Origin of the sequence: Streptomyces sp. NPDC127177 (assembly GCF_042672475.1) — a bacterium.
In the GTDB taxonomy this organism is placed as follows: domain Bacteria; phylum Actinomycetota; class Actinomycetes; order Streptomycetales; family Streptomycetaceae; genus Streptomyces.
The window spans coordinates 44,113-67,757 of the sequence record NZ_JBHXUW010000031.1; the positions used below are offsets into that span (position 1 = coordinate 44,113).

General features: G+C 71.7%; 13 protein-coding genes. 5 read left to right on the forward strand and 8 right to left on the reverse strand.

Annotation, left to right across the window (positions count from 1 at the left end):
- Nucleotides 1–67 precede the first annotated feature (67 nt).
- The 4 genes from ACFVJX_RS20265 to ACFVJX_RS20280 form a co-directional block, all read right to left on the reverse strand.
- Nucleotides 68–1,000 (reverse strand): hypothetical protein, encoded by a 933-nt coding sequence (locus tag ACFVJX_RS20265; RefSeq protein ID WP_385745266.1) that lies wholly within the window; start codon nucleotides 998–1,000, stop codon nucleotides 68–70.
- A 349-nt stretch (nucleotides 1,001–1,349) separates the two neighbouring features.
- Nucleotides 1,350–2,456, reverse strand: coding sequence for a peptide chain release factor 2 (prfB, locus tag ACFVJX_RS20270; RefSeq protein ID WP_384132697.1), 1,107 nt, complete (start codon nucleotides 2,454–2,456; stop codon nucleotides 1,350–1,352).
- 71 nt (nucleotides 2,457–2,527) lie between these two features.
- On the reverse strand, nucleotides 2,528–3,778 hold the full coding sequence (locus tag ACFVJX_RS20275; protein WP_384132694.1) for a serine/threonine-protein kinase: 1,251 nt from the start codon (nucleotides 3,776–3,778) through the stop codon (nucleotides 2,528–2,530).
- 203 nt (nucleotides 3,779–3,981) lie between these two features.
- Entirely contained in the window at nucleotides 3,982–5,619 is a 1,638-nt protein-coding gene (locus tag ACFVJX_RS20280) for a protein kinase (RefSeq protein ID WP_384132691.1), read from the reverse strand.
- Between the two features lie 505 nt (nucleotides 5,620–6,124).
- Between ACFVJX_RS20280 and ACFVJX_RS20285 the strand changes: the two genes are divergently transcribed.
- From ACFVJX_RS20285 to ACFVJX_RS20305, 5 genes are all read left to right on the forward strand, one after another.
- On the forward strand, nucleotides 6,125–10,021 hold the full coding sequence (locus tag ACFVJX_RS20285) for an FHA domain-containing protein (RefSeq protein ID WP_384132687.1): 3,897 nt from the start codon (nucleotides 6,125–6,127) through the stop codon (nucleotides 10,019–10,021).
- A 216-nt stretch (nucleotides 10,022–10,237) separates the two neighbouring features.
- Nucleotides 10,238–11,608 (forward strand): ABC transporter substrate-binding protein, encoded by a 1,371-nt coding sequence (locus ACFVJX_RS20290; protein ID WP_384132684.1) that lies wholly within the window; start codon nucleotides 10,238–10,240, stop codon nucleotides 11,606–11,608.
- Between the two features lie 139 nt (nucleotides 11,609–11,747).
- Nucleotides 11,748–13,034, forward strand: a complete 1,287-nt coding sequence (locus ACFVJX_RS20295) for a carbohydrate ABC transporter permease (protein ID WP_384132786.1) — start codon at nucleotides 11,748–11,750, stop codon at nucleotides 13,032–13,034.
- Nucleotides 13,031–13,948 carry a carbohydrate ABC transporter permease gene (locus ACFVJX_RS20300; protein ID WP_384132681.1) on the forward strand — a complete coding sequence of 306 codons (918 nt, stop codon included), beginning with the start codon at nucleotides 13,031–13,033 and terminating at the stop codon, nucleotides 13,946–13,948. The genes ACFVJX_RS20295 and ACFVJX_RS20300 overlap by 4 nt, the downstream gene beginning before the upstream one ends.
- Before the next feature lie 321 nt (nucleotides 13,949–14,269).
- Complete coding sequence (locus tag ACFVJX_RS20305) at nucleotides 14,270–16,444, forward strand: CDP-glycerol glycerophosphotransferase family protein (protein ID WP_384132678.1); 2,175 nt, start codon at nucleotides 14,270–14,272, stop codon at nucleotides 16,442–16,444.
- Nucleotides 16,445–16,518: 74 nt separating this feature from the next.
- On the opposite strand, the gene ACFVJX_RS20310 is transcribed toward ACFVJX_RS20305, so the two are convergent.
- The 4 genes from ACFVJX_RS20310 to ACFVJX_RS20325 form a co-directional block, all read right to left on the reverse strand.
- On the reverse strand, nucleotides 16,519–16,893 hold the full coding sequence (locus ACFVJX_RS20310; RefSeq protein WP_384136357.1) for a hypothetical protein: 375 nt from the start codon (nucleotides 16,891–16,893) through the stop codon (nucleotides 16,519–16,521).
- A 70-nt stretch (nucleotides 16,894–16,963) separates the two neighbouring features.
- Nucleotides 16,964–18,478 (reverse strand): methyltransferase domain-containing protein, encoded by a 1,515-nt coding sequence (locus ACFVJX_RS20315; RefSeq protein WP_384136356.1) that lies wholly within the window; start codon nucleotides 18,476–18,478, stop codon nucleotides 16,964–16,966.
- Nucleotides 18,479–18,560: 82 nt separating this feature from the next.
- On the reverse strand, nucleotides 18,561–19,712 hold the full coding sequence (locus ACFVJX_RS20320; protein ID WP_384136354.1) for a glycosyltransferase family 39 protein: 1,152 nt from the start codon (nucleotides 19,710–19,712) through the stop codon (nucleotides 18,561–18,563).
- Between the two features lie 358 nt (nucleotides 19,713–20,070).
- Complete coding sequence (locus tag ACFVJX_RS20325) at nucleotides 20,071–23,616, reverse strand: CDP-glycerol glycerophosphotransferase family protein (RefSeq protein ID WP_385745274.1); 3,546 nt, start codon at nucleotides 23,614–23,616, stop codon at nucleotides 20,071–20,073.
- Nucleotides 23,617–23,645: the final 29 nt, after the last annotated feature.

Below are 23,645 nucleotides of genomic sequence, written 5' to 3' on the forward strand. Positions count from 1 at the left end.
CGAACAGAGGGACCCGGTCCGCTTCCGCGGACCGGGTCCCTCTCTTTCGTGCGGTGCTGCTGTGCCCTTAGGCGGCCGTGCGGCCGCCCGCCAGACGCGGCAGGAAGCGGAAGCCGACGCCTCCGGCGATCATCGTCGCGGCACCGAGCAGCAGGAACGTGGTCTGGCCCGCACCGGTCTCGGCGAGCTCGTCCTTGCCCTTGCCCTGCTCGGCCGGCTGGTTGCCGACCGAGTCGGTGTCGGTGTTGTCCGCGCACTTGGCACCGTCGAGGTCGACGGTGCAGGTGCCCGCGTCGCCCTCGGTGGAGCCGGAGGTGGAGCTGCCGGCAGCGGTACCGGCGTCGGTGCCCGCGTCGGTTCCGGCGTCCGTACCTGCATCGGTACCGGCGTCCGTACCCGCGTCAGCACCGCCATCGGTACCGGCGTCAGTTCCGCCATCCGTACCCGCGTCGGTACCGCCATCGGTACCGGCGTCAGTTCCGCCATCCGTACCCGCGTCAGTACCGCCATCGGTACCGGCGTCAGTTCCGCCATCCGTACCCGCGTCAGTACCGCCATCGGTACCGGCGTCAGTACCGCCATCCGTACCCGCGTCAGTACCGCCATCCGTACCCGCGTCAGCACCGCCATCGGTACCGGCGTCAGTACCGCCATCCGTACCCGCGTCAGTACCGCCATCCGTACCCGCGTCAGCACCGCCATCGGTACCGGCGTCAGTACCGCCATCCGTACCCGCGTCAGTACCGCCATCCGTACCCGCGTCAGCACCGCCATCGGTACCCGCGTCCACGCCGCCGAGCGGGTCGCCGTCGGCGCCCCCGTCAGTAGTACCCTCGTCGTCGCCCTCACCGGCCGTGACATTGACACCGGCGTTGAGCCCGCCGACATCCACGCCGATACCGATGGCCTGTGCGGCACCGGCGGCGGTGAGCGAGGCGCCTGCGGCGATGACCGCACCCGCCGCTATCCGCGCGACGCGGACTCGCGTCTTCTTCGTCATGTGCTGCTACCCCCAGTAGCTGTTCTCGTCAGTGGAGCAGCCATATGCGGGGCGATGGCCCTGCGGGGTTTGCTCCGAACGCCGGCTCACGTCGTGCCGTGGCCATGCCGCCCGCCCCCGATCACACCCGTCCCAGACATACGCATGCTGCTTCAGCAGCCTGTCCAGAGTTAAGGACTACGTCAAGGCCGTTGTGTGCAATGTGCCCTGGTTTGAAGGGAGGTGACCCTCATTCGGGACCACGACTGTGACGCATTCACCACGACATCCCCTCGACTCGCCCGTTCCGGAAACGCGGAGGAGCCCGGGCGTGATGACCGCCCGGGCTCCAACTTCTGTTCGGGTGAGGCTACTTCTCGCTCTGCTTGCGCCAGCGGATGCCCGCCTCCACGAAGCCGTCGATCTCGCCGTTGAAGACCGCTTCGGGGTTGCCCATCTCGAACTCCGTACGCAGGTCCTTGACCATCTGGTACGGGTGCAGGACGTACGACCGCATCTGGTTGCCCCAGGAGTTGCCGCCGTCGCCCTTGAGCGCGTTCATCTTCGCCTGCTCCTCCTGGCGGCGGCGCTCGAGGAGCTTCGCCTGGAGGACGTTCATCGCGGACGCCTTGTTCTGGATCTGCGAGCGCTCGTTCTGACAGGAGACGACGATGCCGGTCGGCAGGTGGGTCAGCCGGACCGCGGAGTCGGTGGTGTTGACACCCTGTCCGCCGGGGCCCGAGGAGCGGTACACGTCGACGCGGAGCTCGGACTCGTCGATCTCGACGTGGTCCGTCTGCTCGACCACGGGCAGCACCTCGACGCCGGCGAAGGACGTCTGGCGGCGGCCCTGGTTGTCGAACGGGGAGATCCGGACGAGCCGGTGGGTGCCCTGCTCCACGGAGAGCGTGCCGTAGGCGTACGGCACCTCCACGGCGAAGGTGGTCGACTTGATGCCGGCCTCTTCGGCGTACGCGGTCTCGTAGACCTCGGTCTTGTAGTTGTGCCGCTCGGCCCAGCGCAGGTACATGCGCTGGAGCTTCTCGGCGAAGTCCGCCGCGTCCACGCCACCGGCCTCGGCGCGGATGGTCACGAGCGCCTCGCGGGCGTCGTACTCACCGGAGAGGAGGGTGCGGACCTCCATCTCGTCGAGCGCCTTGCGGACGGACGTGAGCTCGGCCTCGGCCTCGGCGAGCGCGTCGGCGTCGCCCTCGTCCTCGGCGAGCTCGAAGAGAACCTCGAGATCGTCGATCCGGCCGCGGAGGGCCTCGGTCTTGCGGACCTCGGCCTGCAGGTGCGAAAGCTTGCTGGTGATCTTCTGCGCCGCCTCCGGGTCATCCCAGAGGGACGGCGCTGCCGCCTGCTCCTCGAGCGCGGCGATGTCCGACCTCAGCGCATCCAGGTCCAGGACGGCCTCGATCGACCCCATGGTCGAGGAGAGGGACTTCAGCTCTTCGGAAATATCGACGACTGCCACGGGTCCAGCGTAACGGCTGTCGGCGCGGACAATCCTCGGGCCGGGCGATCGCCACCCCGCCGGCCCGCCGCTCAGGGGTTGCCGGGGGCGGAGTTCCTGGTGTCCTGCGGGGTCGCTCCCGCGTCGTCGCCGCTCATCGCCAGCCAGCCGCCGACGCCGAGAGCGGCGACGAGTATCAGCGCCGCCGCACCCAGGGTGATCCGGCGCTTACGGATGGCCGCCGCCTTGTTGCGGGCCGAGCCGGGCCGGGGCCGGCCGGGGGCGCGCGGGGCACGGGCGGTGCCCCGGGGGCCGCCGGAGAGCTCGTCGGGGGCCGGCACCCGCATGCTCGTGTGGGTGTCGCGGTTGGAGTCGGGTGACGAGCCGGGGACCAGCGGGACCGCGCCGCGACGGCGGGGCTCCTCGGCGGCCGGGGTGTACTGCTGCTCGTCGTAGCCCGGTCCGTGCTGCTGGGCCTCCGGCTCGTCGTCCGGCTCGTCCACGTCCAGGGGCGGGATGCCCGCCAGGTGCGGGAGCTGTTCGCGCAGCCGGGCCGCCAGCTCGGAGGCGCGCAGCCGGGAGGCGGGGGCCTTCGCCAGGCACTGGACCAGCAACTGCCAGAGCTCGTCGGGGATGCCGGGGAGCGGGACGACGGTCTCGGTGACGTGGCGGCGCAGGACCGCGCCGGGGTGGCCGCCGCCGAACGGTGTGAAGCCCGCGAGGAGCTCGTACAGAACCGTCGCGAGGGCGTAGATGTCGACGGCGGCGCGCGGCGGGAGCCCCTCGACGATCTCGGGGGCCAGATAGTCCGGCGTTCCGATGATCTTGGTGGCCTTCGTGCGGCGCGGGGTGTCGATCAGCTTGGCCACGCCGAAGTCGGTGAGCAGCGCGGGGTGGGAGTTGCCGGGGCCGAGCGGGCCCTCCATGTCGAGCAGGATGTTCTCCGGCTTGACGTCGCGGTGGACCACTCCGGCGGCGTGCGCGGCGGCGAGGCCGTCGGCGACGTCCGCGACGATCGCGGCGGCGGCCGCCGGGGCCAGCCTGCGTTCACGGTCCAGCCTGGTGCGCAGATCCGTGCCGCGGACGAGGTCCATGACCAGGGCCAGGTCGTTGCCGTCCACCACGAGGTCGCGGACGGCGACGACGTGCGGATGGTCGAGCTTGAGCAGGGCGGCGCGCTCCTGGACGAACCGGCCCACGAGTTCCTGGTCGGACGCGAGGTCCTCGCGCAGCAGCTTGATGGCGACCGGCCCCTCGGGGCCGTCGCCGAGCCACACCGTGCCGGCGCTGCCGCGCCCCAGGATCTGGTGGGCGGTGTACCGGCTGCCGATATTCCGTGCCAAGACTGCTCCCTCAGCGGCTGGCGATGGGACCCTCGCTCAACAACCCCCGGTCGACAAAGTTACGCGGCGATCGGGGGGTTGCGTGCGCAGGATGACGCCAACCTTCACTTCTGCGTACGAATTGCCGTGGAATTGGTCCGCAGAAGTCGATATAGCTACAGAATTGACAGGGCGCCGGCCCGGATCGGTGGCGCCCCGCCCCGTCAACCGCTGCTGTCGCCGCCCAGTTTCGAGATCCAGCCGGTGATCTTGTCCGCGGCGTCACTGATCGCGTGCCAGTAACTCTGGCCCTGTCCGATCCAGTCCTTCAGCGGAGTGAGCTCCCAGATCAGCCAGCTCGCGACGACGAGGAGCACCAGCGTGAACAGGCAGCCCTTCAGGCAGCCGAGGCCGGGGATCTTCATCGGGTTGGCGCTGCGCTGCCTCGGCTCGCGGGGCGGGCGCTGGGCGGGCTGCTGTGGCTGCTGGGGCTGCTGCTGCGGCGCGTACTGCTGGCGCTGCTGCTGCGGCTGGTACTGCTGCTGGGGCTGCGGCTGATACTGCTGCCGCTGCGGCTGGTACTGCTGCTGCTGGTGCTGCGGGGGGTACTGCTGCTGCCGGCGCGGCTGCTGTTGCTGAGGCTGCTGGCGCTGGGGGCGGCGGCGCAACGGGTCCTGGCTCGGGTCGAGGTACTGGACCTGCGTCTGCTCGTTGCGGTCGCGGGCGGCCTGGAGCTGGGACTGCCACGGGTGCGGCCCGTCGGGCTGCGGGGCGTCCTCGGGGCGCGGCGGTACGGGCGGCAACACCGCGGTCGGGTCGGCGTGACCGGCGTTGTGGCCGGTGTTCTGCGGCATGACACCGGTGACCGCGTTGGGGTCGTACGAGCCCGCGTTGCTGGGCAGCACCTGCGTCGGGTCCGCCGCGCCGGGCGCCTCGGGGACGGCCGTGGGCGCGGGGTCGGGCGCGAGCAGGGCGGCCACCCCGTCGGCGGCCGCGATCTGCGCGGGCGTGGCGTGCACACCGATACCGGCGGCGACGGTACGCAGCCCGCGGGCCAGGTTCTCGGCGCTGGGCCGGCGGTCGGGGTCCTTGCTCAGGCAGTGCTCTATCACCGTCCACAGCGGGGCGGGGACGGTGCTGGGGCGGCGGGGCTCCTCGCTGAGGTGCCGCTGGAGGACCTCGAGCGCCGTGCCGCCGGCGAACGGCGGCCGGCCGGTGAGCAGCTCGTACAGCAGGATTCCGGCGCCGTAGATGTCGACGGCGGAGGTCTGCGGGCGGCCCTCCGCCGATTCGGGCGCCACATAGGCCGGCGTACCGACGAACTCGTGCGTCCGGGTCAGCCCCGGGGAGTCCGCGAGCCGGGCGATGCCGAAGTCGGTGAGCATCGGGTGCATCGCGCCGTCGCGCTCGTCGAGCAGAACGTTGGCGGGTTTCAGGTCACGGTGGACGACGCCGTCGGCGTGGCTGGCGGCGAGCGCGTCCGCGATCTGCGCGGTGAGCAGCGAGGCGGCGACCGGGGTCAGCGGGCCGCTGTCGCGGAGGTAGCGGTGCAGGTCCGGGCCGTCGACCAGGTCCATCACCAGGGCGAGCAGATCGCCCTCCACGACCAGGTCCCTGGTGCGCACGATGTTCGGATGGGTCAGCCGCAGCAGCACGGATCGCTCGCGCAGGAACCGCATGACGACATCCGCGTCGTTGGCGAGCTCCTCCTTGAGGACCTTGATCGCGACGGTCTCGCCGGGCTGGCCCGTGACGGCCGCCTCGGCGCCCGCGGCCTCGCGCTGGCGGGCGCGCCAGACGGTGCCCGTGGCGCCGCGTCCCAGCGGCTCCTCGAGCAGGTACTTGCTGCCTACCGGCCGCACGTCATGCGCTCCCTGCTGATCGTGGTGCTTGCGGTCCCCCGGATCCCTCGGATCCCTTGGATCCCTCCAGGAGTTTCCGGCCCACTCTAGAGCCTGTCCGGCGGTGGGTGACCGAGTCCGTCCGCTTGCCGCTTTGTCCCGAATTCCCCCGCGGCCGGTGCTCACGGCCACGGGCGCACCCGTTGCGGAGGAAGACGCTCACTCGGGACGGATGGTTGCCGCGGGTGGCCACGAGGGGGCCGGAGCGGACCGTTTCGGCCGCGACCGAGAACGGGCCAAGCAGGCACTTTTGGGCGCACAGCCGACGTTTCAAGATCACTTAGCGGTGACCCCCGGGCGTGTTGTCAGTGGCAGGTGCGAGGATGCCTCCAGCACGGAACCGTGGGGCCGGGAGCCCTGCGGCACGTGACGAACCTGTACCGGACGACGCGTCCGTGCCGGGTGGGGGGAATCACAGGGCGTTTCCCCTGCCGGGCACCCCGCGCAGAAGGGACCGCTGACGGCGATGCAGATCCGGCTGACCGTCCTCGCGCCGCGCAGCGGCCAGACCCCGGCGCGCGCCTGCGACGTGCTGGTCACCGCCCCAGCGGGGACGGCGCTGGCCGCCGTGGCGTCCAGCCTCGCCGCTGCCGTCTCCGGGCCCGACGGCTCCCTCGGCAGCGGTGCGGTGGTGCTGTTCGCCGGGCGGGAGCGGCTCGACACGCAGCGGTGCGCGCTCGGTGAGCCGCCCCTGGTCGACGGGGCGGTGCTCTCGCTCCAGTCCCCGGGCGAGGACGAGACGGTGGACGACGCCGTTCCGGCGCGCCTGCACGTGATCGCGGGACCGGACGCGGGCGGGGTCCATCTGCTGCACGGCGGCCGGATCCGGATCGGCCGCTCGGCCGAAGCCGACGTCCCGCTCGACGATCCGGACGTGTCCCGGCTGCACTGTGCCGTGACGGTCTCCGAGGACGGCCGGGTCTCGGTGGCCGACCTCGGCTCCACCAACGGCACATCGCTGGACGGCGCGGAGGTCCGCGACCGTCCGGTCAGGCTGCAGCCGGGCGCCCTGCTGCGGCTCGGCGAGTCGACCCTGCGCCTGACGTCCGGCGCGCGCACGGCGACGCTGGAGACCGCACCGGACGGCGAAGGACACCTGCGGGTCGCCAGAGCACCCGCAGCCCCCGCCGCGGCCACGCACCACGGCTACGGGGACGGCGCCGCCCACGCCTACAGCCCGGCCGCCCCCGGGGCCCACGAGGAGCCCGCCGCCCACGGCCACGAGCGCGGCGGGGACGACATCGGCGCCGGGCAGGACGCGGCCCGATCGCAGTACGAACCGGGGCGTCCCGGCCGCCACCCCGACGAGGAGCCGCCCCGGCGGGGCGGCATAGGCGCCTGGGCCCGCCGGCTGGCGGGCGGCAAGGGCGATCCGGTCCACGAGAGCGCTCCCGACGAGACCGCCGCACAGCTCCCGGCCCCCGCCACCTTCACCGCGCTGCCCACCGTCCCGGAGGGCACCTGGCCCGATCCGGCGTCCGTGCTGCTGACCGCGCTCGGCCCCGGCCCCCGGCTGTGGGAGCGCGACTGGGCGCACCCGGAGGCGCTGGTGGTCCGGCTGGGCACGACGGAGCGGGCCGAGCTGCCCGCCGTGCCGGTGACCGTGGGGCTGCGGGAGGCGGGCTCCCTGGGCCTCGCCGGACCGCGCGCCCGGCTGACGGGCCTCGCCCGCTCCGCGGTGGCGCAGCTGGCCGCTCTGCACTCCCCCGCCGACCTGGAGATCGTGCTGATCAGCACGGACCGGGCGCGCGGGGTGGACGAACGCAGACGTGAGTGGTCCTGGCTCGGCTGGCTGCCGCACCTTCGGCCGATGCACGGCCAGGACTGCCGGCTGCTGCTCGCCTACGACCGCGAGCAGGCGGTGGCCCGCACGACGGAGCTGGTGCGCCGGCTGGACGACGGACCGCTCGGCCCGGGCTGGGCGAGTCTGGACCGGGCGACGGTCGCCGAGGCCGCCCGGCACCACGAGGGCCCGTTCACCGTGGTGATCGTGGACGGCGACCCCGGCTCCGCGGTCCTGCGCGAGAACACCGCCCGGCTGGCCGCGGCCGGCGCGGCGGCGGGCATCCACCTGATCTGTCTGGCCGAGACCCCGGCCGCCACCCCCACATCTCCGGTCGCCGCGACCTACGAGGCGGCGTGCCACGCCTCGATCGCCTTCCGCGAGTGCGGGGCCGTGGCGATGCTCAGCGGCGATGTGGCGACGGCCCTGCGGCTGCTGCGCACGGCGGGCGGTCACGCGGCCGGCCACGGCACGGTCGCCTCCGTGGACGCGGTGTCGGCGCACTGGGCGCAGCGCTTCGGACGGGCCCTGGCCCCGCTTCGCGCGGAGGGCTCGACCGCGCTGCCTGGCCGCCCGACGACGGTGGCGCTCCCGCCCTCCGCCCGCCTCCTGGACGAACTGGGCCTGGCCCGCGCCACCCCGGCCTCCCTGATGGCCCGCTGGGCCTCGACGGCGGACGACCAGCCGGGCGCGACGGTCCGCGGCTCCGGCAGCTGGCCCGGCGGCGCGAGCCACCCGTCGGGTCCGGCCCCCCGGGTGGGAGCCCAACGCACCAGCAGCGAGTCAGCCCGCACCCCGGCCGACCAGGGCTCGGGGCGCACGCCGTACCCCCGCACAGACGGCCCCGGCTCGGGCCGCACCCCGTACCCGGACAGCACGGGCGGCCGGGGCAGCGGACGCACTCCGTACCCGGATGTCGTGGAGAACCGGGAGTCGGGCCGCACCCTGTACCCGGGCGCGCCGGACGGCGGTCCCGGCTCCGGCCGCACGCCCCACCCCCGGAACCCGGACGGCTCCGGCTCCGGCCGCATGCCCCACCCCAGCGCCTTCGAGACTCGCGGCGGGTCGAACGAGACCCACGCCGGCCAGCCGCGCGCTTCCGGCCGGGGCGACACGTACGAAGGCACGGGCTCGGGCCGCACCCCGTATCCCCGCGCAGACGGACCCGGTTCGGATCGCACTCCCTACCCGGGCCGTCCCGACAACACGGGCTCGGACCGCACTCCGTACCCCGACCGTCCCGACGCCGCCGTCTCCGGGCGTACCCCACACCCACGGGCGGGCGGGCAGCGGTACGACGCGGATCCCGGGGACACACCGAGTTCGCGCACGCTGCCGGGCTCCGACACCCGCGCCCGGGACGGCTCCGCGGATGTGCCGGGCACCGGCAGCCTGCGCGCCGCCGGTTCGGGGCGCTCATCGAACCGGGTCAGCGGCCCGCGGCAGGGCGACGCCCCCCGGGTCGCCGCCCGCACCGGCTCCGGACCTGGCGGCGCGGCCACGGAGGGCGCCCCCCGACCGGCCCCCGCGGGCGCGTCGGTCTTCGCCGGGCGGCCGGTCGTGGTGCTCGGGGCCGGACCGCGCGGGCCGGTGAGTGTGGACCTCGCCGACGAGGGGCCGCACCTCCTGATCGAGGGGCCGGGCGGCAGCGGCCGTACCGAGCTGCTGAGGGCCGTCGCCGCGTCGCTGGCGGCCGCCGCCCGACCGGACAGGCTCGGCATCCTGCTGGTGGACGGTGCCGGCGGCGAGCGCGGCGAGAGTCTGCGCCCCTGCACCGAACTCCCGCACGTTTTCACGCACTTGGTGGCGTCCGACCCGATCAGGATGCGGGAGTTCGCCCAGGCACTGGGCGCCGAGGTGAAGCGGCGGGCCGAACTGCTGGGCGGCCTCGACTTCGCCGAGTGGCACAGCCGGCCCGAGGTGGCGCGGCAGATGGTCGCCCCGCGGTCGCAGGGCACGGCCGAGCAGCGCGGCGACGTGGACTCCCGGACGAGCGGCACGCTGCATCTGCGGCCCTTCGCCGCCCCGCCGCCGGAACCGGGTCCCTCGCCGCTGCCCAGGCTCGTCGTCCTCGTGGACGACTTCGACGCGCTGATCGCCCCCGCGCTCGGCAGCCCGGGCCGGCCGACCGCGGGTTCGGTCGTGCGGGCGCTGGAGGCGGTGGCCAGGGAGGGCGGCCGGCTCGGCATCCACCTGGTCGCGACGTCCGCCCGCCCGGACCGTACGGAGGACACCGATCTGGCGCGCGGGGCCCGGCTGCGGGTGGTGCTCGATCCGCCCGTCGTCCCGCCATCGCCGGACGATCCGGCACCGGGCCGCGGCCGGCTGGGCCACCCGGACGGCCGGGTGACACCGTTCCAGGGCGGCCGGGTGTCGGGCCGAATCCCGCGCACGGCGACGCTGCGGCCCACGGTCGTACCGCTGGAGTGGGAGCGGATGGGCGACCCGCCCACCCGCCGCCCGGTGCGCGAGCTGGGCAACGGCCCGACGGATCTCGCTCTGCTGGCCAGTGCGCTGGAACGGGCGGCGCGTTCGGTGAACGCCGAGCCGCTGGCACCCCTGGCGCCCGTTCACCCCTGAGGGCGGTCACTGACCTGTCGTCCCCAATCTCCGGATACCGCCCCTGACCTGACGTCACGAGCCCATCACGATCACCGAGTTGGGCCCGAGGTTGGTATTGCGGCGCCCGGGTGCCGGGCGTAGGACTGTGCGCACACGACCACATGATGAATGACCGGCACCGTCGGGATCCGACGGTGCCGGTCAGTGCACGCGCACAGGAGAGACGGGGCAGGGATGCGCACAACGCTTCGGGTTCGCAGGGCGGCCTTGGTGTTCACAGCCATCGGCGCGCTGGCCCTCACGGGCTGCGGCGACGACGGTGACGGCGGAAAGGGAAAGACCGACGGGGGCGGGTCCGAGGGAAGCAAGGACAGCGCGTCGAGTGTCGTACTACCGAAACTGGACGGCGAGAAGATCTCGGTCGCCGCGGTCTGGACCGGGCCGGAACAGGCCAACTTCACCAAGGTCCTGAAGGAGTTCGAGAAGCGCACTGGGGCACAGGTCAGCTTCGTCCCGGCGCAGGACCCGATCGTCAACTTCCTCGGTACGAAGATCGCGGGCGGTCAGCCGCCGGACGTCGCGATGATCCCGCAGGTCGGTGCGATCCAGCAGGCCGTCGCGAAGAAGTGGGCGAAGCCGGCCGGCGCCGAGGCGAAGGCCCAGCTGGCCAAGAACTACTCCAAGGTCTGGCAGGACCTGGGCGCGGTGGACGGCACCCAGTACGGCGTGTACTTCAAGGCCGCCAACAAGTCCCTGATCTGGTACAACACCAAGGCGTTCGAGAACGCGGGGGCGGCCGAGCCGAAGACCTGGAAGGACTTCCTGGCGACCGCGGAGACGGTGTCCGCCTCGGGTGTCACCCCGGTCTCCGTCGGCGGTGCGGACGGCTGGACGCTGACCGACTGGTTCGAGAACGTCTACCTCTCCCAGGCGGGCCCGGAGAAGTACGACCAGCTCGCCCAGCACAAGATCAAGTGGACGGACCCGTCCGTCAAGGACGCGCTGACCACGCTCGCGCAGCTCTTCGGTAAGCCCGACCTGATCACGGGTGGTGCCGACGGCGCGCTCCAGACGGAGTTCCCGGCCTCGGTCACCCAGACGTTCACGGGCGGCGACCAGCCCAAGGGCGCCATGGTCTTCGAGGGTGACTTCGTCGGCGTCAACATCGCCCAGACGAAGGCCAAGATCGGTACGGACGCCAAGGTGTTCCCGTTCCCCGCGGTCGGCGCCGAGTCGCCCGTGGTGACCGGCGGGGACGCCGCGGTGGCCCTGAAGGACAGCAAGGGCGCGCAGGCCCTGCTGACCTGGCTGGCCTCCACGGACGCCGCGAAGATCTGGGCCGAGCAGGGCGGGTTCATCTCGCCCAACAAGGCCCTGGACGCCACCGCGTACCCCAACGAGGTGCAGCGCACGATGGCCAAGGCGCTGATCGCGGCCGGTGACGGTGTCCGGTTCGACATGTCCGACCAGGCACCGCAGTCGTTCGGCGGTACGCCCGGCAAGGGTGAGTGGAAGACGCTGCAGGACTTCCTGAAGAACCCGAAGGACATCGCGGGGACTCAAGCCAAGCTGGAGTCCGACGCGGCCAAGGCGTACAAGAGCTGACGGGATGACGACAGCCGCAGCGGGGGGCGCCGACGAGGCGCCCCCCGCCGACACCCAACGGTCCGGCGGGACCTCGGTCCCCGCCCCCCGCAAGCCGTCCGGAGAGCCGCCCACCCGCCGGGTGCGCAGCCGCAGGAGCGTGACCGGCACCCGCAGAGTCATCGCGGCGCTGTTCCTGGCGCCCGCGCTGATCCTGCTCGGCGCGCTCGTGGTGTACCCGATCCTGTACTCCGTCTACCGGTCGTTCTTCGACCAGGCGGGCACCGGTTTCGCCGGATTCGACAACTACAAGGCGCTGTTCACGGATGACACCATCCGTACGGCGGTCAAGAACAACGCGATCTGGGTGGTCTTCGCACCCACCGTCTCCACCGCGCTCGGCCTGATCTTCGCGGTGCTGACCGAACGCATCCGCTGGGGCACGGCGTTCAAGCTGATCGTCTTCATGCCGATGGCGATCTCGATGCTCGCCGCGGGCATCATCTTCCGGCTGGTGTACGACCAGGCGCCGGAGCGCGGGGTCGCCAACGCCGTATGGGTGGGCGTGCACGACACGTTCGCCGAGTCGGCCGGCTTCCCCAAGGCGCATCCGCTGCCCGTGCATCCGCTGAAGGCTGCGGGCGGCGGTGCCTTCGTGACGAAGGTGCCGGTCCGGGCCGGTGAACCGGTCCAGCTGCCGCTGGTCGGGGTGGCGCCCGCGAAGATGCCCGGCGACGCGAAGCCGGCACGGGCCCCCGGGGCGGCCGGTGACGGCAGGATCAGTGGCACCGCCTGGCTGGACTTCACCAAGGGCGGCGGCGGAAAGCCCAACGTCATCGACGCCCAGGAGCTGGGCCTCAAGGGCATCAAGGTCGAGGCGGTCAAGGGCGGCGAGGTGGTCGCGTCGGCCACCGCGGCGGCCGACGGTACGTTCACCCTGCCCGCGTCGGCGGACGGCGCCGAACTCCGGCTCCCGGCCGCCAACTTCAAGGAGCCGTACAACGGGGTCGACTGGCTCGGCCCGTCCCTCGTGACGCCCGGCATCATCGGCAGTTACGTCTGGATGTGGGCGGGCTTCGCCATGGTGCTGATCGCGGCCGGCCTGGCGGGTCTGCCGCGCGAACTCCTCGAAGCGGCCCGGGTCGACGGGGCCAACGAGTGGCAGGTGTTCCGCCGGATCACGGTGCCGATGCTCGCCCCGGTCCTCGCGGTGGTGCTGGTGACGCTGATGATCAACGTGCTGAAGGTCTTCGACCTGGTCTTCATCATCGCGCCCGGCTCCTCGCAGGACGACGCGAACGTACTGGCGCTCCAGCTCTACCGGTCCTCGTTCGGCACGGACGCGGACCTGGGGATCGGCAGCGCCATCGCCGTACTCCTGCTGCTGCTGGTGGTCCCGGTGATGCTCTTCAACATCAGGCGGATACGGAAGGAGGGGCGCCGATGACGACACCCTCGACCACGGCCCCGCCCGCCGGGGCAGGCACCGGCACGGGCACGGCGAAGGCCGGGCGGTCGATCGGCGCCCGGCTCGCGGCACGGGCCGGCGGCGGCGTGATGCGCGTCGTGCTGGTCCTGGTGGCCCTGTTCTGGCTGATGCCCACCATCGGACTGCTGCTGTCCTCGCTGCGCAGCCCGGACAAGATCGCGGCGACCGGCTGGTGGAAGGTCTTCACCGCTCCGTCCGAGGTGACCCTCGACAACTACTCCCGGCTGCTCGACAACTCGACGTTCACCGATTCGCTGTTCAGCACGATCATGATCACCGTTCCTTCGACGCTCCTGGTCGTGGTCATCGGATCGCTCGCCGGATACGCCTTCGCCTGGATGGACTTCCCGGGCCGCGACTGGTGGTTCCTGGTCGTGGTGGGGCTGTTGGTGGTCCCGGTGCAGGTCGCCCTGATCCCGGTCTCCAAGCTCTTCGGAGCGGTCGGCATCTTCGAGACGACCTTCGGCGTGATCATCTTCCACACCGCGTTCGGTCTGCCCTTCGCGATCTTCCTCCTGCGCAACTTCTTCGCGGAGATCCCGAGGGAGCTGCTGGAGGCGGCCAGGCTGGACGGCGCGGGCGAGATCCGGCTCTTCACCCGGGTCGTGATGCCGCTGGGCGGGCCCGCGATCGCCTCGCTCGGGATCTTCCAGTTCCTGTGGGTGTGGAACGACATGCTGGTCGCCCTGATCTTCGCGGATTCCGACTCCCCGCCGATCACGGTCGCACTCCAGCAGCAGGTGAGGCAGTTCGGCAACAACATCGACGTCCTGGCGCCCGGCGCCTTCGTCTCGATGGTGATCCCGCTGGCGGTGTTCTTCGCCTTCCAGAGACAGTTCGTCTCCGGTGTCATGGCGGGCGCGGTCAAGTAGCGGTCCGGGCGTGATCCACGCCCTCGTACGTAGTTACGCGTCCACGCGGGGCAGTCCACCGGAACCATGGGCTGCCCCGCCCGCGTGACCGGACAAATCCAGGTGGCACGGGCCCCGCGGATGTCCAAGGTTCACTTAAGGGCCTGGGTAGTATGATAAGTGGGGCCTTTTATCAGCCGTGCGGCCGACCTGCCGCCAGCAGGGGCCGACCCGCCCGCCTCTTTGCCACCGCACCCTTGTCAGCCCCCTGCCCGTTCTGCTGAGCGCCCCGCAGTAATCTGTGTGCGCCCCCCAGTACGCACAGTCCGAGAAAGAGTCTGTATGCCCCGGCTGAGTGTCATCATCCCCGTCCGCCGCGCCCGAGGAAGCCTGCGCGAGTGCCTGGAGTCGGTGCTCTCGCAGTCCTTCACGGACTTCGAGGTGATCGGTGTGGATGACGGCGCCCCGGACGGCTCGGGACTGGTGCTGGACGAGTTCGCCGCTCGGGACAGCAGAGTCCAGGCCATCCATCTGCCCGAGGGCGCCGGAGCCCACGGCCGGCGCAACGCCGGGGCCGAGCGGGCCACCGGTGACTACCTCCTGTTCCTGGAGGGCCACTACATCTACCTGCCGAACGCCCTGCAGGAGATCGCCGACCGGCTGGACTCCACCGGCGACCCCGATGTGCTGGTCTTCGGCCACCGCAAGCGGCCCTTCCGCGGCAAGACCCGCACGACCCGGTCGCTGGAGCTGCTGAGCGGCATGCCCGAGGGCCCGCACACCCTGGCCGCGCGCACCGACCTCCTCGACATCGCGCCCGTCTCCTGGAACCGTGCGGTGCGCCGCACGGTCGCCGAGAGCGAGAACCTGGCCTTCGGCCCCGGGCAGCACGGTGAGCGCATGTACGCGCTGAAGGCGCTCGCCGCCGCCGGTTCCGTCGCCACGCTGGGCGCCGCCTGCGTCGAGCACCGCCAGCAGCGCTATCTGCCCGGTCTCACGGACGAGGCTGAGCCGTCGGCCGGCACGACGCCGCTGGAGCTGGTCGACGCCTACGCGGACCTGATGACGTTCGTGGAGGCGCGGCCCGCCCTGAGCCCGGTGCGCAAGCTGCTCTTCGACCGGGCCATCCAGGAGCTCCTGTCCGCGTACCCGTCGGTGACCAAGCGCCGCAGGCAGTACGTGACCGCCGTCGCCTCCTTCCACAGCGCCCACCGCCCCGACGGATTCAAGTTCCCGGGCGGCGCGAAGGGGCTCCGGCCGCAGCTGATGAGCGGCGGGAAGTACGCCGCGCTCGGCGCCCTGGACACCGCCCTCGCCACCCGCCGCGGCCTGCGTTCCGCACCCACCACGGCCCGTGCGAAGGCGAAGAAGTCGTTCACCTCGCGCTACTACAAGGCGCAGCGCAAGCTTCCGCTGGACCCGAAGCTCGCCGTCTACGCGGCGTACTGGAACCGCGGCGTGAGCTGCAACCCCGAGGCGATCTACCGCAAGGCCCAGGAGCTGGCCCCCGACATCCACGGGGTCTGGGTGGTGTCGAAGAACCAGGTGGACTCGCTGCCCAAGGGCATCGACTACGTGGTGCCCGGCACCCGCCGCTACTGGGCGGCGCTGGCCCGTGCCACGTACTTCTTCAACAACGTGAACTTCGCCGACCACCTGGTCAAGCGCCCCGGCCAGATCCACGTGATGACCCACCACGGCACCCCGCTGAAGATCATGGGGATGGACCAGCAGAACTACCCGGCGGCCGCGCAGGGGCTCAACTTCGACCGGCTGCTCAAGCGCGTCGACCGGTGGGACTGGAGCGTCTCCGCCAACCCGCACTCCACCGAGGTGTGGTCCCGCGCCTACCCGAGCGCCGCGCGCTCGCTGGAGACGGGCTACCCCCGCAACGACGTCTTCGCGACGGCGACGCAGGAGCAGATCGACACGATCCGCGAGGGCCTCGGTATCCGCCCCGGCCAGCGCGCCCTGCTGTACGCGCCCACCCACCGGGACTACGAGTCCGGCTTCAACAGCCGTCTGGACCTGGCGCGGTTCTGCGAGGTCGTCGGCCCGGACACCGTGGTCATGGTGCGCGCGCACTACTTCTACGGCGGCGCCGGGCTCCCGGACAACGCGCAGATCATCGACGTCAGCGACCACCCGCGGATCGAGGACCTCTGCCTGGCCGCGGACGCGCTGATCACGGACTACTCGTCGGTGATGTTCGACTACGCCCACCTGAACCGCCCGATCGTGGTGCACGCCCCGGACTGGGAGACCTACCGCACGGTCCGCGGTGTCGTCTTCGACCTGCTCTCCGGCAAGCCCGGTGAGACCCCGGGCGCCGTCGCGACGACGACGGAGGAGCTCGCGCAGGCGTTCACCGACGGCAGCTGGGACAGCCCGGCCAACGAGGCGCTGCTGAAGGCCTTCCGCGCCCGGTTCTGCCCGTACGACGACGGCCGCGCCGCCGAGCGTGTGGTGCGCCGGGTCCTGCTGGGCGAGGAGCCCGAGGCGCCCGGAGCCGTCTGACCGAGCCGTCCATGCCGAAGGGCCCGCCACCGGAGCGTTCCGGTGGCGGGCCCTTCGGCATGGGACGGGCGGGCTCAGCGTTGCTGGCCCGCCATGACGGTGGCGAGGCCGACGACCACGAGCAGCGAGCCGCCCCAGGTCCACATCGAGGTCCGCTCGTGCAGCACGGTCGCCCCGGCCAGCACGATCAGCAGATAGCCGAGTGCGTTGAACGGGTACGCGATGGAGAGCGGCACCTTGGCCAGGGTCGACATCCAGGCGAGGGCGGAGACGGCGAAGACCACCAGGCCCACGACCACCCAGGGGCTGGTGGCGGCCCGCAGTGCGACGGAGCCTCCGTGCTCCCCGGCGGTGGCCGCGGCGCCCTTCATCCCGTGCTTGAGCATGATCTGGCCGCCCGCGGACGAGAACACGGCGAACAGCAGCAGCAGCAGACTGGGAAGGGTCAAGACCTTGCTCCTGACGACGGCGGCCGGGTTCCCGGCCGCGGGGGCGGCGGTGGGTGGGGGGACGGTCGCCTCAGACGCCGACCCGGTCGGCAGGGACGTACTGTCGGTTGAGGATGTCCTGTACATCGACGTGCTCTCCAGCGATGATCGTCTCGGCCGCATGCGGGGTGAGCAGTGCGACGTGCTGATAGCCGAACAGTGTCGGCCTGATCCGGGTCAGCAGCCTCGACAGTCCGCCGAGTACCGCGGCGAGCGGGCCGCGCCCGAGCAGCGACCAGAACGGCGCCCCCGTCGACGCGATGTCCAGGACGTCGTAGCCCGCGTTGCGCACGGTGCGGCGCAGACTGGCCCGGGTGAAGAACCGCAGATGTGTCTCGTCGAGGATGCCGCGGCGGTCGTAGTCGAAGGCGCCGATCGCGACCCGCAGCCGTGAGTACCAGTGGCTGAAGTTCGGTACGGACAGCAGCACCTGGCCGCCGGGGCGGAGCACGGTGGCCACCTCGGTGAGGACCCGCTCGGGGCGGGAGAGGTGCTCGATGACGTCGCCGGCGACGACGTAGTCGAAGTCGACGCCGACCTCGACCGGCAGACCCTCCTCCAGGTTCGCGAGGTGGAAGTGGGTGCACTTCTCGCGCACTCCGGGGACCTCGACGTAGTCCACCCCGGTCACCTCGTGGCCCAGTGCCTCCAGCCGCTCGGCGAACAGACCGCCGGAACAGCCGAGGTCCAGGACCCGGCCCGGGGGCAGCTTGCGCATCTTCTCCAGGATGACGGCGTGCGAGGAGCCGTCGCCCTCCTTGAAGGCGTACTCGACGGGCTTGGGGATCCAGGCGCAGGTGCCGAACCCCTTGACCGCCAGCCGGTATTCGAGGACGTCCTTGACGACGTCCTTCGCGTACTTCATGCCGTTGACGTAGCAGATCTCGTCGCCGTAGTACGTGGGTACGGGGATCTCCTTGATCCGCATTCCCTCGTTGATGAGCTGGACGATGATCTGGGTGTCGAAGTCGAAGGCGTCGGTGTTCCGGTCGATGGGCAGCCGCTTCAGCGCCTCGACGCTGTACGCGCGGTACCCCGAGTGGAATTCGGTCAGCCGCGAACCGAGCAGACCGTTCTCCAGCCGGGTCAGGATGCGGTTGCCCAGCCATTTGTAGACCGGCATTCCGCCCTTGAGAGCGTGGCCGGACTTCATCATCCGCGATCCGAACACGGCTTCGCATTCGCCGCGTTCGATGGGGGCGACCATTTCGGGGAGCAGCTCGGGGGCGTACTGTCCGTCGCCGTGCAGGAGCACGATGATGTCCAGTCCGTGTGCGGCCGCCAGTGCGTATCCCGCCTTCTGGTTTCCGCCGTATCCGAGGTTCTTGGTGTGCCTCATCACGACGGTCCGTGGCATTCCCTCCGCCTGGGACCAGCGGCAGCCGGCGGTGAAGGTCGCGTCATGACTCGCGTCATCGAGAATGAGAATCTCGTCGACCCGGGAGCGGAAGTCCTCCGGAATCCGGTCGAGGGTCTTCTCCAGCGTTGTCTCCGCGTTGTACGCGACCACCAGGATGCCGATCCTGGGGCTCGGGCTTTCCTTCACGGGGCGTTCTCCAGTTGCGCTCGATGCTCGGTGCCGGTGTCGGGGACGGGTCTGTGGGCGGGTGAAGCGCCGGTGTGCGCGGTCAGTTGACGGCGGATCCGGAAGCCTGCGTGGTACGGGGAGCGGAGAGCGCCGAGCGCCCGGCGGGGGCCTGCGGGGGCGTGCCCGGCTGTGTGGCGAGGATCCGGCGGACGCCGGTGGCGAGGCCGGCCGCGAGGACGAGCCATCCGGCCGCGCCCAGTTCGAGCACCGGCTCGCTCCAGCGCACGGCGGAGCGTCCGCTGTAGCCGAACACGGCCAGCAGACCGGCCACGCCGTTGAACGCGAGCCCTTCGCGGAGCCCGAGGACGAACGTTCCGGCGGCGGCCCAGGTGAGGTACTGCAGGCCCGAGGCGGGCGACAGGAGCAGCAGCAGGGCCAGGGTGACGGCGACGACCCCGGGCAGCTGCGCGGGCCGCAGCCAGGCCAGCCAGGCGCCCGCCGCGACACAGACGAGCACGAAGAGGAAGTGGCCGCCGCCCTGCATGAAGGTGATGACGGACTCCGGCAGCCCGAAGGCGTCGGCGAACCGTACGAGCCCCCAGAGGCGGTAGCTGCCGCCCGCGTACTCCAGGACGTTCGCCTTGAGGTCCTGCGGCACGGTCACCAGCACCGGCCCCCACACGAGGGCGAACAGCGCGCCGAACCCGGCGGCGAAACGGACCAGGACCGGCCGGCCGCCGCGCAGCGCGGCGACGAACAGCGCGGGGATCACCACCGCGGGGATGAACTTGACGCTGATCGAGAGCGCCGCGGCCACCCCGGCCGCGAGCGGCGACTTCCGGTCGGCCAGCAGATGGGCGGCGGCCAGGGCGAACACGATGGCGACCGCGTCGGTGTTGCCGTGGTAGCCGGAGGTGGCGATCAGTACGGGGCTGACAGCCACGCCGATGCCGCACAGCACCGCGGAGGTCTGGGTGGCGCGCCTGCGGACGATTTCGAACACGAGGAGCGCGCAGAGGAAATCGGCGATCGACGCGGGTGAGCGGATGAGCGTGCCGAACGACATGCCGAGTTCGGAAAGGCCGTTCAGTCCGAGCAGCATCCAGCCGGCCAGCGGCGGGTGGTTGTAGACGGGCAGTCCGGGCAGCGGGTGCTCATAGATCCGAATGGGCCCGTACACGGTGATGGCCTTGGCGAACCCGGCGAAGATGCGCACATCGGCAGGGCCCGGCACATTCGCCGCGATGATCATGCGAGTCAGGAGGCCCACGGCCGCGGCGACGAGCACAACGGCTCTCGCGCGTCGCACGCCCCAGGATTCGCACCGCATTCGGATACCCATGAAAACAGAACGTAGCAACCCGGCGACGCTATGCGACGCACCGATGAACACACTTATGCCCCGTGCGGGTCGGATGCGCTGCGTATCTGTACAAACGCCGGGAATGCCGAATCACTCGAACGGTTCACGCCGTTCGTACGGTCCGTGCGTCAATTCCCGTTCACCACCGGTCCGCACCACGGTTCACCACACGCCGGTGCCCGGCCGGTATGGATACCGGCCGGGCACATGTGCCCCTCGGGGGGCGATGATTCGCGCGAGAAGCGGACTACAGCATCCGGTCGACCACCCGGGCGGTCGCACGGCCGTCGTCGAGGTCGCAGAAGTCCCGCCGAAATGCCTCGTACGCCTCCGCGTGTCCCGCGATGGCCCGTTCCGGGTCGCGCAGGGCCTCGATCAGGTCGTCGGAGCCCGGGATCAGCGGGCCGGGGGCCCGCGTCTCGAAGTCGAAGCTGAATCCGCGCAGCGTGTCGCGGTAGTGCTCCAGGTCGTAGGTGTGGAAGAGCATCGGACGGCCGGTCTGGGCGAAGTCGAACATCAGCGAGGAGTAGTCGGTGACCAGCACGTCGCTGATCAGCATCAGCTCGCCGACGTCCGGGTAGCGCGAGACGTCACGGACGAAACCGGTTCCGCTGTCCGGGAGCCGGTCGGTGACCATGTAGTGACGGCGCACCAGGAGGACGGTGTCCGCGCCCAGTTCGCGTTCGGCCGCGGCCAGGTCGAGCTGGAGGCCCAGCGAGTAGCGCCCGCCGCCCAGCTGCTGGTCCTCGCGCCAGGTCGGCGCGTACAGCACGACCCGCTTGTCCTTGGCGATCCCCAGCTTCTCCCGCACCACCTCGGCGACCTTCGTGCGGTCGGCGGCGTGGAAGATGTCGTTACGGGGATAGCCGCACTCCAGGACCTCGCCCTCGAAGCCGAACGAGCGGCGCAGGACGGGGGTGGAGAAGGTGTTCGGGGAGACCAGGAAGTTCCACTGGCCGGCCCGCTGCTTGAGCGTGGCGATGTAGCCGGCGTTCGCCTGGATGGTGCCGGCGAGTTCGAGGCCGATGCGCTTGAGCGGGGTGCCGTGCCAGGTCTGGACGACCGTCTGGTCCTCGCGGCGCACGAACCACTCGGGCAGCTGCGTGTTGGTGACGACGTACCGGCTGCGGGCCAGCGCGTCGTGCCAGGCGGCCGAGCCGTGTTCCACCGCGGTTGCGCCCGCGGGGATGATGGCCTGCTGGTCGCGGACGACCCACAGGTGCTCCAGCTCGACGCCCCTGGCGACCAGCTCCTCGTAGACCGCACGCGGCGAGTCGGAGAACTGGCGGCCGTCGAAGGTGCTGTAGAGAGCCGCCTCGCGCAGCGGCGCGGTGCGCTTGGCCGCGTAGGAGTCGCTGAGCAGCTTCTTGGCCCGCAGGCCTCGCTCCGATGCGGTGAGCACCGGGCCGGAGACGACCAGCAGCTGGTCGCCGAAGCGCCGTTCGATGGTGTAGTCGCGCCCGGCGAGCCGGCGGACGGCGGGCAGGGTGCGGAACGCGGAGGCCGGGATGCGCAGCGCGGTGTCGCCGCTCTCGTCGCCGGCGCCCTTCTCACGGAAGAAGAAGTACCAGTTGCCCTCGCCCAGGGGGAGCGGGCCGCCGGGTCCCTCGACGGCGTCCGGCCGCAGCTCGGCCCGGAAGCGGCGGGCGTCCCGCGCGCCGGTGAACTCGACCGGGAACGTCGCCTCCTCGCGGTGGCTGCTGTTCTGGGCGACCAGCTCGACGGGGTGTTCGGGGTCCTCCGGGAAGGTGCCCTCCAGGAACAGCTGCCCGTCCTCGGTCCAGCTCGCCAGCTCGACGGAGGGCTGCACGCTGCGATCGCTGATCAGCAGGTTCCCGCGGGAACTCGTGACGAAGGCGAGCTCGCGGCGCACGCCCTCCTCGCCGTCACCGAGCGGGTAGCGGCCGGGCAGCACGGGGCCGGGCACGTCGACCGGTGTCCGCTGGTCCGTGGGTCCGACCAGGTGGACGCTGTAACCGAGGTTCTTCGTGGTGTCGTCCGCCGTGGAGCGGGCCTCGGTGACGGCCGCGAGCGGGAGTTCGGCGGTGAAGCGGCGCCAGCCGGCGGCCGCGGACTCGGTGCCCTCGCCCACGGTGACCGGGACGTCGTAGGCGGCGCCGGTGGCCTTGTGCGTGAGCGCCAGGCGCAGGTCGCCCTTGGCGAGACGGTCGCGGACCATGCCGGACACCAGGACGGTGCCGGAGGTGTCGCCCGCGCGGTGGGTCTCGAACCGGGCGTCGATCCGCTCCGCGTGCAGCACCAGCTTGTCGCCCTCGAAGGCGGGAACGATCCGGTGGTCCCCGTCCGGCCGGTACACGGGCGGCGCGGCCGAGGCCTCACGGACGGAGGGGAAGGCGCGGCGCAGCAGGCCGTTCCTGGCGATGCCGACCTCCAGACGCCAGGTGAGCTGCTTGGGGCTGCCGTCGGCGGAGATCCGGAGCTTCGCCGGGTCGATGACCGCCTCGAAGCCCGCGCGGTCGTAGTCGTGCAGGCTCTGGCGGGAGCGTGCGGTGGCCTCCGGCTCGTCGGTCCTGCGCAGCCGCAGCGGCACCACATGGCGCCGGCCGGCCCGCAGCCAGCCGATCCGGAACTCGCTGGGGCCCGAGGCGACGGGCAGGTTGCGGATGTAGGCGTACCCCGTGAGGTGCAGCTTGCCGTCGCGCCACTGCGCGTCCCGCAGCCGGGCGGCGAGCGGGAGGTCGCGGTCGGCCACGCGCAGCACCTGGGCCGGCACGGGCCGCTTCAGCACCGGGTAGCTGGCCTGCCGGCGGCGTACCCCGCGCACGCCGAAGGCGCCCGGCTCACGCTTGTCGAAGGCGAGCAGGGCCAGCAGCTCGTCCATCCGGCGCTCGCGCACCAGGTGCCACATCAGGCGCAGACGCAGCGGGATTCCGTCGAGGACCGAGGGGTCGACCTGGTCGAGGAACGCGTTGCAGTGCGTCAGGAAGGCGTCCCGGTACTCCTGGTCGCCGTCCGGCAGCACCTCCATGAAGTACCAGAGGTCGTTGGCCAGCGCGTGCGCCTCGTAGTGGTTCTTGTCGGCGGCCGGGCGGTTCTCCGCCAGGAAGGTGGAGACCCCCTGCACGTGCGCCACCCGGTCGCGGACACCGCGGACGACGGCCCGGCTGGTGGTGATCGAGCCGGGGCGGTCCCGCCAGTGGTAGACGGGGTCCTTCACGATGTCGACGGAGCCGGCCAGGAAGTGGGCCGGCAGGACGACCGGGATGTCCTCGTAGAGCGCGCCGACCGGGAAGGCGAACGCGTGCTTGTCCCAGAAGGAGCGGCGGAAGACCTTGTTGCAGGCGATGCGGTCGCCGAGGAGATCCAGGTCACGGGAGACGTGGGTGCGCAGCCGGGTCGTGGCCATGGGCTTGCGGAACATCGGCGACTGCTGGAGCTTTCCGCCTGCGCGGAGCCGCAGCACGTTGCCGGAGGCCAGGTCGGAGCCGGTCTCCTCCAGCGCCCCGACGAGCAGCTCGTAGGCGTTCGGCGGGATGATGTCGTCACTGTCGACGAAGGCGAGATAACGGCTCTCCGGGTCGCAGTTGCGGACACCGGTGTTACGCGCGTGCCCCAGTCCGCCGTTCTCCTGGCTCACCAGGCGGAAGCGGTCGTCCGTCGCGGCGAACTCGGCCGCCAGGGCGGCGCTGCCGTCGGTGGACCCGTCGTCGACCATCACCACCTCGAGGTCGGTCATGGTCTGCTCCGCGAGGGACTTCAGGCAGTCCGTCAGGAAGAGCTCGACGTTGTAGACGGGGACAACGACACTGAGCCGTGGCGGCATGTTGAGCACGTCCGTTCATCGGGGGCCTGGCTGTCCGT